Annotated in this window: 14 protein-coding genes and 1 pseudogene; 8 read left to right on the plus strand and 7 right to left on the minus strand. The window is 60.7% G+C overall.

What is annotated here, in order from left to right:
* Positions 1-325, minus strand: a 325-nt coding sequence (locus tag AEQ67_RS25150; protein ID WP_059406491.1) for a hypothetical protein, incomplete at its 3' end; no start/stop codon positions are given.
* 265 nt (positions 326-590) lie between these two features.
* Between AEQ67_RS25150 and AEQ67_RS34245 the strand changes: the two are divergent.
* Positions 591-1,214 (plus strand): annotated as a pseudogene (locus AEQ67_RS34245) (glutathione S-transferase N-terminal domain-containing protein).
* 118 nt (positions 1,215-1,332) lie between these two features.
* Here AEQ67_RS34245 and AEQ67_RS25160 read toward each other — a convergent pair.
* Positions 1,333-1,773 (minus strand): CBS domain-containing protein, encoded by a 441-nt coding sequence (locus AEQ67_RS25160; protein ID WP_046056085.1) that lies wholly within the window; start codon positions 1,771-1,773, stop codon positions 1,333-1,335.
* 427 nt (positions 1,774-2,200) lie between these two features.
* On the opposite strand from AEQ67_RS25160, the gene AEQ67_RS25165 reads away from it, so the two are divergent.
* Positions 2,201-4,561: a DNA polymerase II gene (locus tag AEQ67_RS25165; RefSeq protein ID WP_161807484.1), complete on the plus strand. Its 2,361-nt coding sequence runs from the start codon at positions 2,201-2,203 to the stop codon at positions 4,559-4,561.
* On the opposite strand, the gene AEQ67_RS25170 is transcribed toward AEQ67_RS25165, so the two are convergent.
* Together AEQ67_RS25170 and AEQ67_RS25175 are read right to left on the minus strand one after the other, a co-directional pair.
* Positions 4,526-4,996, minus strand: coding sequence for a DUF1810 domain-containing protein (locus AEQ67_RS25170; protein WP_059406494.1), 471 nt, complete (start codon positions 4,994-4,996; stop codon positions 4,526-4,528). The two genes, AEQ67_RS25165 and AEQ67_RS25170, sit on opposite strands and share 36 nt — an antisense overlap.
* A 28-nt stretch (positions 4,997-5,024) precedes the next feature.
* Positions 5,025-5,846 carry an aldo/keto reductase gene (locus AEQ67_RS25175; RefSeq protein ID WP_059406495.1) on the minus strand — a complete coding sequence of 274 codons (822 nt, stop codon included), beginning with the start codon at positions 5,844-5,846 and terminating at the stop codon, positions 5,025-5,027.
* A gap of 434 nt (positions 5,847-6,280) precedes the next feature.
* Here AEQ67_RS25175 and AEQ67_RS25180 point away from each other — a divergent pair, with 434 nt between their 5' ends.
* The 5 genes from AEQ67_RS25180 (at position 6,281) to AEQ67_RS25195 (ending at position 11,233) form a co-directional block, all read left to right on the plus strand.
* Positions 6,281-7,030 (plus strand): hypothetical protein, encoded by a 750-nt coding sequence (locus AEQ67_RS25180; protein WP_059406496.1) that lies wholly within the window; start codon positions 6,281-6,283, stop codon positions 7,028-7,030.
* A 324-nt stretch (positions 7,031-7,354) separates the two neighbouring features.
* Positions 7,355-8,140: a sulfite exporter TauE/SafE family protein gene (locus tag AEQ67_RS25185; protein WP_059406497.1), complete on the plus strand. Its 786-nt coding sequence runs from the start codon at positions 7,355-7,357 to the stop codon at positions 8,138-8,140.
* A gap of 170 nt (positions 8,141-8,310) precedes the next feature.
* On the plus strand, positions 8,311-8,928 hold the full coding sequence (locus tag AEQ67_RS25190; RefSeq protein ID WP_236710402.1) for a biliverdin-producing heme oxygenase: 618 nt from the start codon (positions 8,311-8,313) through the stop codon (positions 8,926-8,928).
* Positions 8,925-9,551 (plus strand): hypothetical protein, encoded by a 627-nt coding sequence (locus tag AEQ67_RS36395; protein ID WP_063854476.1) that lies wholly within the window; start codon positions 8,925-8,927, stop codon positions 9,549-9,551. Before AEQ67_RS25190 ends, AEQ67_RS36395 begins: the two co-directional genes overlap by 4 nt.
* Positions 9,488-11,233: an ATP-binding protein gene (locus AEQ67_RS25195; protein ID WP_236710403.1), complete on the plus strand. Its 1,746-nt coding sequence runs from the start codon at positions 9,488-9,490 to the stop codon at positions 11,231-11,233. Before AEQ67_RS36395 ends, AEQ67_RS25195 begins: the two co-directional genes overlap by 64 nt.
* On the opposite strand, the gene AEQ67_RS25200 is transcribed toward AEQ67_RS25195, so the two are convergent.
* Positions 11,154-11,522, minus strand: a complete 369-nt coding sequence (locus tag AEQ67_RS25200) for a VOC family protein (RefSeq protein WP_059406498.1) — start codon at positions 11,520-11,522, stop codon at positions 11,154-11,156. The two genes, AEQ67_RS25195 and AEQ67_RS25200, sit on opposite strands and share 80 nt — an antisense overlap.
* A gap of 195 nt (positions 11,523-11,717) precedes the next feature.
* Between AEQ67_RS25200 and AEQ67_RS25205 the strand changes: the two genes are divergently transcribed.
* Positions 11,718-12,266: a DUF4174 domain-containing protein gene (locus AEQ67_RS25205; protein ID WP_059406499.1), complete on the plus strand. Its 549-nt coding sequence runs from the start codon at positions 11,718-11,720 to the stop codon at positions 12,264-12,266.
* A 331-nt stretch (positions 12,267-12,597) separates the two neighbouring features.
* On the opposite strand, the gene AEQ67_RS25210 is transcribed toward AEQ67_RS25205, so the two are convergent.
* Complete coding sequence (locus tag AEQ67_RS25210; RefSeq protein ID WP_236710404.1) at positions 12,598-14,766, minus strand: autotransporter outer membrane beta-barrel domain-containing protein; 2,169 nt, start codon at positions 14,764-14,766, stop codon at positions 12,598-12,600.
* Positions 14,767-14,865: 99 nt separating this feature from the next.
* A complete protein-coding gene (locus tag AEQ67_RS25215; RefSeq protein WP_059406501.1) occupies positions 14,866-18,432 on the minus strand; it encodes a transporter substrate-binding domain-containing protein in 3,567 nt (1,188 codons plus the stop codon).
* Positions 18,433-18,435: the final 3 nt, after the last annotated feature.

Genomic DNA, 18,435 nt, shown 5'->3' on the forward strand with positions numbered 1-18,435 from the left:
CGGAGACGTGTATAAAAGACAACAGACGATCCGAACCACCTTCAGCGACGCGGCTTTCGATCAGACGATCCGAACCACCTTCAGCGACGCGGCTTTCGATCAGACGATCCGAACCACCTTCAGCGACGCGGCTTTCGATCAGACGATCCGAACCACCTTCAGCGACGCGGCTTTCAATCAGACGATCCGAACCACCTTCAGCCACACGACTTTCGATCAGACGATCCGAGCCGCCTTCAGCGACAACCGGGTGAGTCGAGGTAGCGGCGAAAGCGTTGATTGCAAAAACCGAGAAAGCGATGCTGAGGATGATTTGGCGTTTCATGATCGTGTGCTCCGGGGTGTTGTTGGTTGGTATGGAGCTGATGTTACGCCGCGGATTTTTTATGAGAACTTCATTGACGTGATGGTAAACATCGACAGCAATGATGGGGCGAATAAGTTACCCCTTGCGAGCATGATGGTGCGGTCGACGGGTGGCTACGGTGTGGTCGATGGCGGCTTCTACACTGATTAGCCTGATGCCGCAGGCTGCGATCCTGTGATCCACCGATGCGACTCAAACAAAACCGAGTCTCGAGGACGTGTTTATGTACCAGCTCTACGGACACAAAAACTCTGGCGCCGCGGCGATTGAAGCGGCGCTGGAGCTTTGAGAGATTCCTTATCGCTTCATCGATATCGAGTCATCCCCGGAGGCGGCCAAGGCCCTGGAAAAGCTCAATCCGCTCAAGCAGATTCCAACGCTGCAAAAGCCCGACGGCGGTATTCTCACCGAAAGTGCGGCGATCCTGATTCATCTGGGGCTGACGTTTCCCGAGTCGAATTTGCTGCCAAAAGACCTCGCCGAGCGCGATCAGGTGATCCGGGGGATGGTGTACATCGTCTGCAATTGCTATGCGGCCATCGGCATCATCGATTACCCCGAGCGTTGGTTGGCCGAGGCGGATCAATCGTCCAGGGAAAACCTCATGGCCGGTGCCCGCCAGCGACTGCACCGGAGCTGGGAGGTGTTTGCCGATCAGTTCTCGGGTGATTTGTATCTGGGCGATGAGACGCCGGGGGCGCTGGATGTGCTGGCGGCGGTCGTGACGCGGTGGGAGGGCAGCCGGGAGTACCTGCGCCATGCCCGACCTGGTTTTTTCGTATGGCTTACACGAATCGACCGGCACCCGACGCTGGCACCGGTCTTTGCCCGGCATTGGCCCTCCTGACAACACAGCCGATCAATTGTAGGAGCGCGCTTGCTCGCGAAAGCGGGTCAGCCAATGCGGGCGTTGACTGACCCACTGCCTTCGCGAGCAAGCGCGCTCCTACAGGGGATTTGGGCAGTTATTCGCCGCGGATGTACTGCTCCAACTGCCGGATCAGTTCAGCCTGTTCGGCGATGGCTTCCTTGACCAGATCGCCAATCGACAGCAAACCGATCAACTGGCCGTTTTCCACCACCGGCAAGTGGCGCAGACGCTTGTCGGACATGATGCCCATGCAGGTTTCGACGGTTTGGTGGGTATCCACGGTGATCACCGGCGAGACCATGATGTCTTCGACCGGTGTGCCGACCGAGGAGCGCCCCTTGAGCACCAGTTTGCGCGCATAGTCACGCTCGCTGATGATGCCGACGACCTCGCCATTCTTCACGACCGGCAATGCACCGACGTTTTTCGCGGCCATGACCATCAGCGCTTCCAGCACCATTTGGTGAGGCGCAATGGTGTGGACTTCATGATTCTGTTCAGCCTTTAACTTCAGCAGTTGGGCGACGGTTTTCATGGTGGCTTCTCAGGTGTTGTCGTTATTCTTGAAGAATCGTAGACCTGAGCCCGAAGGGCAAGGCAGAAAACGGCAGATAACGCGCAAAAAACGTCATTCGGCGGTTTTTCTTCCACAAACCTCAAGATCACACGCACTTTGTAGCAGCTGTCGAGCCTGCGTCCGGCCCTGTAGCAGCTGTCGAGCTTGCGTCCGGCTCTGTAGCAGCTGTCGAGCTTGCGAGGCTGCGTTCGGCTGCGAAGCAGTCGTGAGATCAGACACTGCGGTGTGTCAGGAATAACGTGCGTTCAGGGTTTACGACTGCTTCGCAGCCGAACGCAGCCTCGCAAGCTCGACAGCTGCTACAGAGCGGGGCGCAGCCTTGTTCGCGTGCGATGCCGCAATGACGCGTAGAATTGCGCCTTGAACCAGATTTGAGGTTGCAGTGGTGGATTTACAGCAGGGCTTCGTCCTGACCCGGCATTGGCGCGATACCCCGGCCGGTACGGAAGTCGAGTTTTGGCTGGCGACCGATAACGGTCCCCGACGAATCCGCCTGCCTTATCAACCCTCGGTGGCGTTTATCCCCGCAGAGCAGCGCGAACAGGCCGACGTCGTACTGCGTGGCGAGAAAAACGTCGAACTGAAACCATTGGCCCTCGAGGATTTCGAGCACCGCCCGGTGCTCGGCTTGTATTGCCGGCAACACGGTCAGTTGATGCGCCTGGAAACCGCGCTGCGCAGGGCCGGCGTCGATATGTTCGAAGCCGACGTGCGCCCGCCGGAACGCTACATGATGGAACGCTTCATCACCGCGCCGGTGATCTTTGGCGGCACGCCGAATGCCGAGGGCCTGCTGCTCGACGCGCAGATGAAACCCGATCCCGCCTACCGTCCCAAGCTCAGGCTGGTGTCGCTGGACATCGAAACCACCGCACAGGGCGAGTTGTATTCCATCGCCCTGGAAGGCTGCGGCGAGCGTCAGGTGTACATGCTCGGCCCGCCCAACGGTGACGACAGCGAGGTGGATTTCCAGCTCGAATACTGCGACTCCCGAACCCTGCTGCTGAAAAAGCTCAACGAATGGTTCGCCCGGCACGACCCCGACGCGATCATCGGCTGGAACGTTGTGCAATTCGATCTGCGCGTGCTTCACGAACATGCCCGGCGCCTGGGAGTGCCGCTGAAACTGGGGCGCGGCGGCGAAGAAATGCAATGGCGCGAACACGGCAGCCGCAACCATTACTTTGCCGCCGCCGCTGGCCGGTTGATCATCGACGGTATCGAGTCTCTGCGTTCGGCGACCTGGAGTTTCCCGTCATTCAGTCTGGAAAACGTCGCGCAAACCCTGCTCGGCGAGGGCAAGTCGATCGACAACCCATACCAGCGCATGGACGAAATCAATCGCATGTTTGCCGAGGACAAACCGGCGCTGGCCAAATACAACCTCAAGGACTGCGAACTGGTGACGCGGATTTTCGCCAAGACCGAACTGCTGACCTTCCTGCTGGAGCGGGCCAGCGTCACCGGTTTGCCGGCCGACCGCAGCGGTGGCTCGGTGGCGGCGTTCACCCACCTTTATATGCCGTTGATGCACCGCCAGGGCTTTGTTGCGCCCAATCTCGGCGGCAAGCCAGCTGAAGCCAGCCCCGGCGGTTTTGTCATGGACTCGCAGCCGGGGCTGTACGAATCGGTGCTGGTGCTCGACTACAAAAGCCTTTATCCGTCGATCATCCGCACCTTCCTCATCGACCCGGTGGGCTTGATCGAGGGACTCAAGCATCCGGACGACCGTGAGTCGGTGCCAGGTTTTCGCGGCGCGCGTTTTTCCAGAACCCGGCATTGCCTGCCGGCCATCGTCGCCCGAGTCGCCGAAGGCCGGGAAACCGCCAAGCGCGAACACAACGCGCCGCTGTCCCAGGCGCTGAAGATCATCATGAACGCCTTCTACGGCGTGCTCGGCTCCAGCGGCTGCCGTTTCTTCGATACGCGCCTGGCGTCGTCGATTACCTTGCGCGGCCACGAGATCATGCTGCGCACCCGACAGTTGATCGAAGCCCAGGGCCACACGGTGATTTACGGCGACACCGACTCGACCTTCGTCTGGCTGCGCCGTGCCCACGGTCAAGAAGAGGCGGCGAAGATCGGTCACGCGCTGGTGGATCACGTCAACCAGTGGTGGCGTGAGCATGTGCAGCAGGAATTTGGCCTGGTGAGTGCGCTGGAGTTGCAGTTCGAAATCCACTACAAACGCTTCCTGATGCCGACCATCCGTGGTGCCGAGGAGGGCAGCAAGAAACGCTACGCCGGGCTCGTGACCCGTGCCGACGGCACCGATGAAATGGTCTACAAGGGCCTGGAAACCGTGCGTACCGACTGGTCGCCGCTGGCCCGGCAATTCCAGCAGGAGCTGTACCTGCGCATCTTCAATCGCAAGCCTTATCAGGATTACGTGCGCGACTACGTGCGCAAAACCCTGGCCGGTGAGTTCGACGACCGGCTGATCTACCGCAAGCGCCTGCGCCGAACCCTCAATGACTATGAACGCAACGTGCCGCCCCATGTGCGGGCGGCGCGGATCGCCGACGAGTACAACGACCAGCAGGGGCGTCCAAGGCAGTATCAGAACGGTGGCTGGATCAGTTACGTGATCAGCGTCGCCGGGCCTGAGCCGCTGGAAATTCGTAGCGCGCCCATTGATTATGACCACTACGTAACACGGCAACTGCAACCGGTGGCGGACGCGATCCTGCCGTTCGTGGACGACGACTTTTCAACCTTGATTGGTGGGCAGTTGGGCCTGTTTTGAGTCCAGCAGCGACAGCGTCCAGTCATCCAGAATGCCGTGGAAGTAGCGGTTCAAGGCCTGCTGGAAGAGACTGTCGTCGGCCGCTACCTGGGCGAAGAGTGTCATCGAGGAGTGAAACTTTAGGTCGTCAGGATGGCCGAATATGGCTGCAATTGAGCTCTTTTCGATGTTCAGCACCAGCTGTGTGCAGGTACGCAGTCGTGACCCCAGCAGCGGGTGATCCAGGTAAGCCGCAGCTTCCTCGGCGGAACGAATGGCAAAATGGCGCGACATTTCGCTACCACCCAGCCCGGCAAGCTGCGGAAAGATGAACCACATCCAGTGACTGCGCTTGTGACCGGCGCTCAATTCGGCCTGAACCCGGTTGAACACCGGGTTTTGCGCCTGGACAAAGCGTTGCAGATTGAAAGAATCGAGCGGATCGGTGCTTCTCATGCCGAGGCCTCAGACAGACCGCGATGGCTCAGACCATGGCCAACCGCTGCTTTCGTTGTGGCGCGTGAAAAGCCTGGTCCAGCGCCTCCAGATCCCCGGCTTCCAGATGCAACTGCGCCGCTTGCGCATTGAGCCTCACATGCTCGGGTCCGACCGCTTTGGGGATGGCGATCACTCCTTCCTGACGAAGAATCCATGCCAGCGATACCTGGGCAGGCGTCACTCCGTGACGGTTGGCAACCTGCTTGAGCGTTGAATTGACCAGCATATGCCCACCCTGGCCGATCGGACAGTAGGCCATCAATGGCAGCCGCTGCTGTTGGCACCAGGGCAGCAGATCGAATTCGATGCCTCGCTCTTCCAGGTTGTAGAGCACCTGGTTGGTGGCGCAGGCGGGTGAGTCCAGTTCGTGCAAATCGTCGCGGGCGGAATTGGACACCCCCCAACGGCCGATCTTGCCTTGTTCACGCAGGCGCTCGAACGCTTCAACCGTTTCCTCCAGGGGATACTGGCCGCGCCAATGCAGCAGGTACAAATCGATAAAATCGCTGCCGAGCCGCCGCAGGCTGCGCTCGCAAGCCTGGGGGATGCCTTTGCGGCTGGCGTTGTGCGGGTAGACTTTGCTGACCAGAAAGACCTTATCGCGCAGGCCGGCAATGGCTTCCCCCACCACTTGCTCGGCACCGCCTTCGGCGTACATTTCTGCGGTGTCGATCAGGGTCATGCCCAACTCGATGCCTTGGCGCAGCGCCGCGACTTCCTGGCGATACAAGGAACGCTCTTCGCCCATGCGCCAGGTGCCTTGGCCGATGACCGGTACGTTAATGCCGGCCAATTGCAGCGTGCGCATGCAAACCTCCTTTTTCGACATTCAATTAATACATCAGTTGGCAGCAAAATCGCCCGGAGGTTCCGTGGACTTGTAGCAGCTGCCGAGGAAGTCCTCGCAAAACTTGTGTATTACGCGCAAGTTCGCGGATTTGTAGCAGCTGTCGAGGTACGAGGCTGCGTTCGAGGACGTAGTCCTCGCAAAACGTGCGAGGCAGGGGCTCCCAGACATTGCGGTGCTTGATTGACGACTGCTGCGCAGCCGAACGCAGCCTCGTTCCTCGACAGCTGCTACAGGGGCGAACGCAGTTTTGTGCCGGTAGTTGCAGGGGTTGTGTCGTGGCTGGGTTTTGTTGAACGGACCGCCGGCACTGCACTTTTTCAGGATTGGCGGTTCTATCCTTGGCCAGCCTGCGGCGATCCCCACCGCAAGCCCATGCCCAAGTTCCAGACCCCGTGGCTCGCGTTTTCCCCGTTGTTACCCCGCAAATCCGCCGCACCGGCCTGCTGTTGGCCTGCTTGTCGATGTGCTTCGCCACGGGGTGCAGTCAGCAGCAGGGCAGCGACATCGTCAACCAGTTCCGCGAAGGCAAACCCCAGGAGTTCCTCCAGACCAGCGTCGACCGCATGGCGACCCTGACGATGCGCGACAACCTCGACAGCCTGTATCTGCTCATGAGCAAGCTCTACCTGCGCAATCCAGACGAGCTGAAAAAATCCGGTTTCCTCGACGCCCGCACCGCTGAAAAGCAAGTGCGCATGGCCATCGAACAGCAACAACCGCTGCCGACGCTCGGAGGCAAAAAAGACCTGGCGGCACTCAGTTATGCCATGAGTCCGGAGTTCCTCGGCGACCGGGTCGGGGCCTTCATCTATGCCATTGGCAGCATGCTGGTCACCGCCCACGGTAATCGTCTGGAGTTCTACATGACGGATGCGATCAACCCGACCTTCGTCAGTAACGCCGCGCGCAACATCGAGAAAGCCACCTGGATCCTCAGCCAGCGGCAAAACAAAAGCGGCGAGCCTTTATTGTTCTCCAACGAAATCTCGGAGGAGGGCAGCAACCTGAGTTTTGCCGTGGAGTTCGGCAAGATTGTGGCGCGCCTGGATTTGCTGACGCAGATGCTCGATGAGCGCTACCGTCGGATCGGCCTGAACTACGCGCAGAGCCTGCTGTTCCTGAATTTCCTGCCTGTGCAGTAATCCCCTTGCACAACCGATCCCGTAGCAGCTGTCGAGCCTGCGTTCGGCTCTGTAGCAGCTGTCGAGCCTGCGAGGCTGCGTTCGGCTGCGAAGCAGTCGTGAAATCAAGCGATGCGGTGCATCAGGGAGACCGCGCACTCAGGTTTTACGACTGCTTCGCAGCCGAACGCAGCCTCGCAAGCTCGACAGCTGCTACAGAGCCTCGCGTTGCTACATGAGATAAGTGTTTGGGGAATAACGATAGTTCTTATCGATATAAGTGGTTATAAGAAAAATCGCTATGCTGCGGGCCAGTTTTTTCATGCGTTTTTTGTGGGCGTGTTAATGGATTTCGTTAACTTCGGTTTGGTAGTTGCAGGTTTGGTGGTGGGTTTCATCGTCGGCATGACCGGCGTGGGCGGCGGCTCGCTGATGACGCCGATCCTCCTGTGGTTCGGCATCAACCCGGCGACGGCGGTGGGCACGGACCTGCTGTACGCGGCGATCCCCAAATCCAGCGGCGTGCTGGTTCACAGGAAAAACCAGAACATCGATTGGGCGATCACCGGTTGGCTGACCCTCGGCAGCGTGCCGGCAGTCGCCATGACGCTGTGGTTCCTCAACAGTTTGCACACCTCTCCAGATGCAATGAACGCCGTGATCAAACAGGCCTTGGGCTTCGTTTTGTTTGCCACGGCGCTGGCAATCTTCTTCAAGAAACGCCTGCTTGATTTCGCTCACAAACGCGCCGGTGGCAACTACAACCCCAGCGGCTCGCGCCTCAATGCGCTCACCGTCATCACCGGCCTGGTCCTCGGCACCATGGTCGCGCTGACCTCCATCGGTGCTGGCGCCCTCGGCACCGTGGCGCTGTTCATTCTGTATCCGCTGCTGCCGACCCGTCGCCTGGTCGGCACGGAAATCGCCCACGCCGTGCCGCTGACCCTGGTCGCAGGCCTTGGCCATGCGAGCATGGGCAACATGGATTGGCATGTGCTGGGCTACTTGCTGGTCGGCTCGCTGCCGGGGATTTACCTGGGCAGTCATTTGACCGGCCGGATCTCCGATGAAGTGCTGCGCCCATGCCTGGCCACGATGCTGGTGCTGATCGGGTACAAACTGGCGTTCTGATTCCGCCCGTTGCACAAACAAACCCCCTCCTGCAGCGTATCGGTGCTACGGTGGAAAGCCAGCCTTCATTCGCCCACGAATGACTTGTCGGCATTTCCCCCGAATTCGACAAGGAAGAGGTGGCACGTGTACACGCTCATTACCGACTATCAAACCCACGGAGTTGGGTATTGTTTCGACACACTGTCGTGACCGCCCCGCCCAAAAGCCTGCCGCTGATTCTCAGTGACCTGCGCACCGCCACCACCCGCCAGCATCAAGTGCTGGAAAAACGCATTCCGTTTTTGACCACCGATTTAGTGGGCTATACCCGCCTGATCGAAGCCTATTACGGCTTTTATCGGCCGCTGGAAAACCTGCTGTTCCAGAGGGCCATGAGCATTCCCGATCTGGACTGGTTGATTCGCAGCAAAACCCCATCGCTCGAAGCCGACCTGTATGCGCTGGGCCTGGACGCTGCCGCAATCGACGCCATTCCCCTGCGCACTTTTTCCTTTCAGCCCCGTTCCGCTGCCGATGTGCTCGGCGTGTTGTACGTCCTTGAAGGCGCGACGCTGGGTGGCCAGTCGCTGCGCAACGGACTGTACTCGCGCCTGGGTATCGATGAGCGCAGCGGCGGGAGGGTTTTGACCGTCTATGGCACGGCGGCGGTGCTGCTGTGGCGCGGTTTCCTGGCGTGCCTGTACGAAGTGTGTGCTCCCATTGAACGGGCGGCGTCGGTGGTCGCGGCCCAGTCGACCTTCAAGGCTTTCGAAGATTGGCTCGAACAGCGTGAGGTGTTGCTATGAATCGCCTTACTGATGCGCAACTCGACGCCGCGCTCGCCGAATGCGCCAGCGAAGCGATTCGGATTCCGGGGTCGATCCAGCCTCATGGCGTGTTGCTGACCTTGAGTGAACCTGAGTTGATCATTCAGCAAATCAGCCGCAATTGCGCGGCGTTGCTGGGGCAGACCGCCGCCGCATTATTGCAGCAACCTTTGACGATGCTCGCGGGTAGCGCAGCGGCAGAACAGGTTCGCCAGGCGCTGTTGTCGAATGACCTGGAAGTGGCCAATCCGTTAGTGCTGGAGATTGCTGCGCAGCGCTTCAACGGTTCGCTCAACCGCCATGACGGGTTGATTATTCTTGAACCGGAGCCGGTGCTCGAGGCGGCGCCGGACAACACCGCCGGCCTATTGCGGGCCCTGCGGCGGATGCAGGCCGCCAGCACGCTCGACGATTTGTACAGCGTCAGTGTCGATGAAATCCGCCACCTGAGCGGCTTCGACCGAGCGATGATTTATCGCTTCCAGCCAGCGGGGCACGGGCAAGTCATCAGCGAGGTGCTGGGCGGAATTTTGCCTGGTTGCCGGGGCAATGTTTCCCCGCCTCGGACATCCCGGCTCAGGCCCGTGAGCTGTATCGCCTGAACTGGATTCGGGGGATCCCGGACGCGCGTTATGAGCCGGTGCCGATTCTTCCGCTGTTGCGCCCTGACACCGGGCAACCCCTGGACCTGGGGTTTTCGGTGTTGCGCAGCGTATCGCCGGTGCACTGCCAGTACCTGGAAAACATGGGCGTTCGCGCGTCCATGAGCCTGTCACTGCTGGAGGGCGATCAGCTGTGGGGACTGATCACCTGCGCACATCCAGAACCGCTGCTGGTCAGTCATTCGGTGCGCACGATGTGTGCGGCGATCGCCCAGTTGCTCAGCGTGCAAATTTGCGCGCTGCAGATCCGCGACGCGCAGCATCAGCGTGAACAGAAATCGCGCCTGATCAATGAGCTGAGTGCAGCCATGCGCCAGGCGGACAGCGATGTGCTGGAGGGCTTGCTCAATCACCCCGAGCAACTGCTGGCCTTGACCGGTGCCGGCGGTGTTGCGGTGCTGATCGAAGATCGTTTGCAGCTGATCGGTGAATGCCCGACGGTGGAGCAAGTGCGAGCGCTTTACCTGTGGGTACGCGAGCAGTGCCTGGAACGCAGTGAGCCGTTGCTGACCAACCACCTGCAAGGTCTGCACGGTGCCAGTGCGCTCTACAGCGAGGCAGCCAGTGGACTTCTGGCTTTTGTCCTGCCCAAACCGGTGGACAACGGCGTCCTGTGGTTCCGCCCGCAAATACGTTCGAGCATGAAGTGGAGCGGCAACCCTGATGAGCACTTCAGTGCCGCGGGCGACAACCGTTTGCAACCGCGCACGTCCTTTGCCCTGTGGGAACAGCAAGTGGAGGGCAGGGCGCGCGAGTGGAGCGCGGCGGATGCCTACGCGGTCAACGAGCTGCGCCGTTACGCGATTGAAAACGACCTCGCCCGTCAGGTTCACCGCGAGCATGAAGCGGTCAGGGAACGTGATGAATTAGTGGCGGTGGTGTCCCACGACCTGCGCAACCCCATGACCATTATCATCATGCAATGCGGAATGATGCAGCGCCTGGTGGCCAAGGACGAAGGCAAGCACACCGTGCGCCTGAGCGCAGCCCTGGGCACCGTGGAGGAAGCCACGGAGCGAATGAATGCGCTGATCGCCGACCTGCTGGACAAGTCGAAACTCGATGCCGGTCAGTATCCGCTCGAGTGCAAGCCGCTGGATGTGGTCGAGTTGCTGCAAAAAGTGTGTGCATTGCTGGTGACCCTCACATCCGACAAGAACATCGAACTCAACTGCACCAGCTCTGAAGGGTTGAGCATCGACGCCGATCCCCAGCGGCTGTTTCAGGTGCTGTCGAACCTGTTGGGCAACGCCATAAAATTCACCCCGTCAGGTGGCCGTATCGACCTCAACGCCTGGCAGGTGGACGGCAAGGTGCTGATCTCGGTGCGCGACAATGGTGGCGGTATCCACCCCGTGCACTTGCCGCACATCTTCGAACGCTACTGGCCGATTCGTGAGGGCAACCCGAACGGCAGTGGCTTGGGTTTGTACATCTGCCGCAGCATCGTGCAGGCCCATGGCGGTGAACTCTGGGCCGAGAGCGACCCCGGCGTGGGCGGTGTGTTCCCTTTTCGCTCCCCGCGCTGGTCGCCGCCCTCGCTTAGGCTCGGGTCATTCCCCCCAGCAGGTGCCCGCCCGGGTCATCGAAGTAGCCCCGCCGGCCACCGCCATAATCGTTGATCTCGTTCGCTCGCTGCTTGCCGGGGTCGGCCCACCAGGGCTGATGGCGCGCTTGCAGGCGGGCGGAGACGGCGGCGGAATCCCTGTCACCGATCAAAAACGCATAGGGCTGCGGGGCAATCGGCGGGTCATTGTCGGAGAAATCCAGCGCCACGCCGTTGTCGAGCTGGACGATCAGCATCGGGCCGAAGGGTTCGGGCGCAGGCAGGCCGAGGATGTCGGCCAGATAGTTGGCCGATGTCTGCTTGTCGCGGCACCAGACGATGGTGTGGTTCAGCTGAGTGCTCATGGCGTGATCCTCATAGCGCGATCCTCACGGCGGTTCAGGTATCTCGTTTTAAGCCATGAGATTAGCTCAGCCTGTTGCGCAATGACCGCCCTGACCTAAGCTTGGGGCAAGGCGAGAGACAATTTGCGGTGCGTCACCCGGAACGAACGCCGCGATGCGCAATCATTAGAGCGTGGATATCAAAAGGAGATGCGCATGCTCATCAGGTCATTGACCCTGGCTACTTTGCTGGCTTTCGCCGGCCCCTTGTTCGCCGCCGATGGCGACTCACCTCTGGACATGGACAAGGGCAGGTCCCGGCCGTTGATCGTCATCGCTCCGAGCACGGTTGATCCGACGTGGGTCAGCCTGAAAAAGTCGCTGGATGAACCGGCTAACCGCAAGGGTTTCACTGACCGAAACATGGTGCTGTACACGGTGCTCAATTTGATGGGGCAGCGCGACGGTAAAGACCTGGGGCCACAAGACACGGCGGCATTGATCCGCTCGCTGAAGTTGGGGGCCGGGGCGAAGAGCAAGGTGATTCTGGTTGGCAAGGACGGGGAGAAAAAGCTTGAAGAGTCGGGAGCGGTCGAGCTGAAGACGATTTTCGATGCCGTTGACCAACTGCCCGCGTCCGAGAAAGAAGCTGCGGTGCCGGCGCCAGCACCGGTTGAGGAAGCTGCACCGGTCAAGGGTGCCAAAGGCACAAAACCGGGCAAACCGGCCAAGCCCACCAAACCGCCAGAAATGCCGGATGATTGAGTAGCCGCTGCCGATCCTGCGTTCGTCTGCCGCCTCTGCCGAGCCTACGTTCGCCTGTAGCAGCTGTCGAGCCTGCGTTCGCCTGTAGCAGCTGTCGAGCCTGCGAGGCTGCGTTCGGCTGCGAAGCAGTCGTAAAACCTGAATGCTAGGTCTGTCTGAAACACCGCATCGCCTGATTTTACGACTGCTTCGCAGCCGAACGCAGCCTCGCAGGCTCGACAGCTGCTACAAGTAAACGCAGCCTCGCAGGCTCGACAGCTGCTACAAGTAAACGCAGCCTCGCAGGCTCGACGGCTGCTACAAGTGAACGCAGCTGCGAAGCTTCGATGTATTACCAGTTGTAGCGATAACCGACGGTTACCGCCCAAGGCTGTTCGATATCGCTGCCCTTGGCGTATGCCCCTTCGGCGTAGACGTTGTGCTTTTGCGCCGCCGTCACCATCACCCCACCACCCATCTCGGCCCGTGAGCCCGGCAGTCGGCTGTCCAGTTTTGCGCCGTTGACCTTCACGTGACTGTCGCCGGCATGCTCGGTAACCCAGGTCGCTTTGGCGTAAGGCTTCACGGTCATACCGTTGCCCAGTTCCAGATCGCGTCCGAGCATTCCACCGACACGACTCTGAACCGAGTTCATCGCCTCCTGCTCGACGTCCAGGCCATTGCTGGCCGTGTACCGCCCACCACTGATGCGCGCCATTTGCAGTCCCGCCTGCGGTTCGACAAACCAGCCACGGCCCAGATCGATGTGCTTGCCGACTTGTACGTCAGCGCTCACCGCATGGTTCTTGTAGCGCGCCTTGACCTTGTCGCCGAGGTTGCTGGTGATGTCGATTTCATTGTCCAGACGGCTGTATTTCAGCGCGCCATCGACGTACAACCCGCTACGGTCCAGGTAGCTCGCATACGCGCCGAGCGTGGTGCTATCGATTGTGCCTTTGCTGGCCTCGCCGAATTGTTGCCGGCCCTGACCCTGGCCGAGCAAGCCACCGACATAGAGCGTGCCGTCGGCAAAGGCCAGGGCGTTGTCGGCGCCAATTTCCATACCGTTGACGTGCTGATCGAAGGCGCGGCTGGTGCCGGTGTCCAGACGTTGTTCGGTGCCATAAGCGCGGGTCCACACACCGCCCTGATCCTTGCCCGAGCGCAGTTCGCCAAAATGCCCGGTGGTGGCGCTCATTTGCGCGCTGATCAACGTCGCGCTGGCGGCATGGCTGGCGACCGCTGCGTTGGCGCCTTTGCTCAGGGTTTGCGCCTGAGGCAGGCGAGGTGGTTGAACGGGCGGTACAGGCTCAACAGGATCCACAGGAAAAACCGGGGGGATCGGTGGGATGGGTGGGATGGGTGCAACCGGTGGCTGTGGATCCAGCTGTCCATCCGGCTGGTCGATCGGATCACCCCCAGCCAGATTGGCCAGATACCAGTCGTCACCTTCCTGCTGCAACTGGTAACGATAAGCCCCGGCATCCACCGTTTCACCGTAGAGCGTGAAGTCGCCTCTGCCGCCGTTGCCATCCACCAGCATCAATTTCTGTTCCGCGCGACCGGGTGTATTACCCGAGTCGGCGACCACCAGCGTGTGACTGCCGCTGATCGGCCCCAGCACATTGAGCCGATCACCGCGCAGGGAGGCCAGATCGGTGTTCATCATGAAAGTGCCGTTGCCGGTCAGCGGGCCTTTGATCATCAGGGTATGGAAACCGTTGATGGCCGGGTCGGCGAAGTTGACTTGACCGTCGACATGGCTGGCACCGCCCAAGATTCCATCGCCCTTGAGTTGCAGAACACCACCGGAATTGAGCGTCGTGTCACTGGCATCGGCGCGATCGCCCAGCACCATCAGCCCACCGTGATTGACCGTGGAGAAGTGCACGTGGGTGCCGGCCACGCTCTCCAGCATGCCGCCCTGGTTGACGACGGTGTCGATGGCCGAAGCGTTATCGCTGACCGACAGAACCCCACCGTCGTTGACCATCGTGCGTTCGGCGTAACCGTTTTGATAGACCGTCATCTGGCTGTTGTTGACGCGCGTGCCATAGGCGACGGCGTTGGCGTACACCCACAGGCTGCCGCCGTTGAGTTGTGTATCGCCGACCACCGCCTGCTCGGCGACGTCGAAATTACCGCTGGTGACGGTGGTGCGAAGCGCCGTGGCCGAACCGACGACAACCATCTGGCCGCGGGTCAAAACGCTGTCATAGGCCGAACCGTTATCGTTGATCTGCAGCCAACCGTTGTCGCCGTCAATGGTGGTGCCCACCGATGTTCCTGAGTCCCAGACTTGCAGGTGGCCATTGCTCACCGTGCTGTTGACGACGGCGCCGCCACTGCCGACATGGAGCGTGGAGCCATCGTTGACCAGCACATTTTCCTGACGCGAGGCCAGGCAATTGAGCGGGTCACAACTGGCTGCGTTCGACATCCCGGGCATGGCGCCCAGCATCAACAACGCACCTGACATCGAAACGCGAGAAAAACGCACACCAAACGTAAACATGGACATCCGCCGACTGCAGGGGAGAAGAGCCATGGATTCTGCGGACAGGGGCGGAGCAGGTAACGCAGCGGCTTCCTAACTTTTTGTGGGAAACGTCCTACACAATTAGGTATCGGTACTGAGCCGGATGCTGTCCTGAAGACGCGTCATCTGCGTGACGAAGGCTTCAAGCAACAGGTTCATTTCGGCGCCCCGAACGGAGTCGTGGCAACCTTGTTCAAGTTGCTCGCAAGCACTGATCAGCGGCGCTGCGTGGATGATCCGCGCACTGCCGAGAATCTTGTGGCAGCAGCGGCCCATGGCGCTGAAATCAGCGGCGGCATACAGCGCCAGCAAGGTGTCGAAGTCTTCCTGATTGGTGCGCAGCACCGTGGACAGCAGTTGCCGGGTCATCGCCGGATCGCCGGCCGTGGTGTCCCGGACTTTGTTGATATCGAAGCATGCAACCGTCGCGCTACGCTTCTGTTCCGCGTCACCCAGATAACGCTCCAGGACGCTGCGGGTCACGGGTTTGAACAGGCAGTCATTCATGCCCGCCGCCAGGCAACGCTGGATTTCCTGGGGCTGGGCGTTGGCCGTCAACCCGATCACATGCGTGGCCGCGCGTCCGTCGCGCGCCTCGGCTGCCCGCAACTGGCGGGTCATCTGATCGCCACTCATCTGCGGCATGTTGCAGTCGGTGATGACGTAATCGAAGGCTTCCTCGCCCCAGCGCTGCAATCCTTCCACGCCGTTTTCAGCACACGTGACGCGCATGCCCAACGACTCCAGTTGTCGCTGCAACACCACGCGATTGAACTCGTGGTCCTCGACGATCAGGATGCGCCGGGCGGGCAGGGACGCCACGTTTTCAGCCTCGACCGAGGGCGCTGTCTCGGCGTCCGCCACCACCGCAACGTCCAGCGCCAGGGTGAACACTGAACCGTGTCCCGGCGTGCTGACGCAGCTCAGTTGTCCACCCATCAACTGCGTCAGTTGCTGACAGATCGCCAGCCCCAGACCGGTGCCGATCTGCAACTCGGTGTCACTGGACTCGAACTGCGTGTAAGGCTGAAACAGCCGCTGGCGCTGCTGCTCGTCCATGCCGATGCCGGTGTCTTGTACCCGCAGCCGCAAGTGGGCGAGACCGTCATCGGTCTCAAGGTGCAGTTCAACGCTGACCGTGCCTTGTGGGGTGAATTTGATCGCGTTGCTGATCAGGTTGGCGACAATCTGGCGGAACCGCAGGGAGTCCAGTTCCACCGCAATGTCCACCCCTGGTTTGACCCACGTCAGGGCGACGTTTTTCTGTTGCGCGAGGCTGGCGAAGCTCTGGATCACCGTGCTCACCAACCGCTCGGGATGGCAGGTGCCGGTACGCAGTTCGAACTTGCCGGATTCGATTTTCGACAGGTCGAGAATCTCGCCAATCAACTCCATCATGCCGCCGGCCGATTGCTGGGCGATGTCGATCAGCTCGGCGTCGGGACGCTTGTCGCGCAGCAGTTCGAGGACACCGATCAAGGCGCTCATGGGCGTGCGGATCTCGTGACTCATCACCGCCAGGAAGTGGCTCTTGCCGCGATTCGCCGCCTCGGCCAGGTCCTTGGCCTGGTGCAATGCATGTTGCAGATGCTGCTGTTCGGTAAGGTCGATCCAGCCGCCGATCACGCCGGTCATGGTGCCGTCGGAGTCGCGATAGGGCAGGGCCCAGTGGTAGATGTGATAGGTCTTGCCGTTGACCGTCATGGCGAAGTTGTCGAAGGACGGTTCGCCGCTGTCGAGGGTGGCGCGGTGGATGCGCTTGTAACTGTGGGCGTCGTTGACAGGCAGTATGTTGGCTTCGATCAAGCCCTTGTTCAGCACCTGGTCGAGCTCGACTTCCATCACGTGCAGGTACGCGCGATTGCAGGTCAGCAGCAGGCCCTGGCGATCCCGCACGTAGATCGGGTGCGGTGTGCCGTCGACAAGGACCTTCATGAACACCAATTGGTCGTTCAAGGCTTTCTGTGCTTTCTGGCGCTCGGCGATCTGCCGACGCAGCCCCAGGTTCCACGCCAGAATGACCAGCAACACCGCCAACAACCCCAGCACCGCTTTGTAGAACCAGCTTTTGTAGGCGTTCCAGCCGCCCTCGCTCTCCTGCGGGTTTTGCCAACGATTGGCCAGGTCGGTGAATTCGTCGGGACGAATATCGAGCAGGGCTTTGTTGAGGATCGAGACCAGCTCGGCGTTCTGATTTCCGGTGGCGAAGCCGATCAGCGCGGGCTGCGAGCCAATCACCGAATCGATTTGCAAGCGGCCGCGGAAGAAGCGGTCGATCAGGTAGGCGGCACTCAGTTGTGGCTGGATCACGCCCGCAACCCGACCTTCGGCGAGCAGTTCATAGGACTCGATGGGGACGTCGACTTCTTCCCGTTGAATGTCCGGCCACTCACGCTCCAGCCAGTTGGCGGCGGCGGAGCCCTTGATGATTGCCACGCGCTGGCCCTTCATGCCGGTGAGGCCCGCATGTTCAGTCTGGGCGCGGGTGACCAGCACAAACGGGTTGACCAGGTAGGGACGAGAGAACGCCAGGCTGGCATCGCGGCGCTCGCTGTACGTCAGCGCGCCGATAATGCTCACCGGATCGCGCTGCACGCGGCTGATCATGGCGTCGATGGAGGTGATCTTGCTCGGCCGGAACACCAGCCCGGTGCGGTCGTTGATCAACTCCAGCAGATCGGCGGCCATGCCGCGTAGCTCACCGTCGGCGTTAAAAAAGCTGAAAGGCGAGTACAGGTCGTTGGCCAGCACGTCGATCTGCGGATGATCCTTGATCCATTGCTGTTCGGTCGCGGTCAGTTGCAGACGGCTGTAGCCCAGCTTCGGATTGTCGCCGATGCCCCAGCGCCGGGCGATCACGGCGCGCTCCTGGGGTGAAATCTTCGCCAGGGCGCTGTTGAGCAAGGTGCGCAACTGGCTGTCCTGACGTTGCACCGCGAAGCTGAAGCCCAGCCCTTCGGAATCGCGCTGAATGGTCTGTTTCAAGCTCTGCTGATAGCTGCGTTCCAACAGGTACTGCGCGGAAATCGCATCGGTCAGCAGCACCTTGCCTTCGCCATAGGCGACCCGTCCCAGACCTTGCTCGGTGGAGCGCACCGACGCTACCGTCAATTCGGGAAACAGTGCGGCCACGCGTTCCTGTTGAATCCAGTCGGGATCGAACAACACCGTCGTGCCGGGCGGTGGTTGGTCGTTGGGCCAGTGCGTGCCGAAGCGGCTGATCAACACCGCCTGATCGTAGGCGTAGGGCGCGCTCAGCAGCAGCTCGCTATTGCCCGCTTCGAGGTGATTGATCCGTGGGACCAGATCGACTTCACCCTGTTCAAGCGCGGCCAACGCTTGCTGCTGATCGGCATAGCGATTGACCTGGAGGCGCACGCCCAAACCGCGCGCCAGCACATCGAGGTAATCGGCGGACAGGCCTTCGTAATCCTTCTGGTTGGCGGTCATGTCCAGCGGCGGGCGGTCGGGCAGATAAACGCCAACTCGCAGCACAGCCTTGTGCGCCAGCCATTGGCGCTGAGTGGTCGTGAGTGTTAGCGCGACGCTGCTGTCGGCCGCGCGGCTCAGTAGCGACAACGGTTCGGCGGAGGCCTGCAATGTCAGGAACATCAGCACGCCCAGCAGCACACGACAGATCACAGTCATGAC

This window comes from Pseudomonas sp. RIT-PI-q (genome assembly GCF_001297125.1).
In the GTDB taxonomy this organism is placed as follows: domain Bacteria; phylum Pseudomonadota; class Gammaproteobacteria; order Pseudomonadales; family Pseudomonadaceae; genus Aquipseudomonas.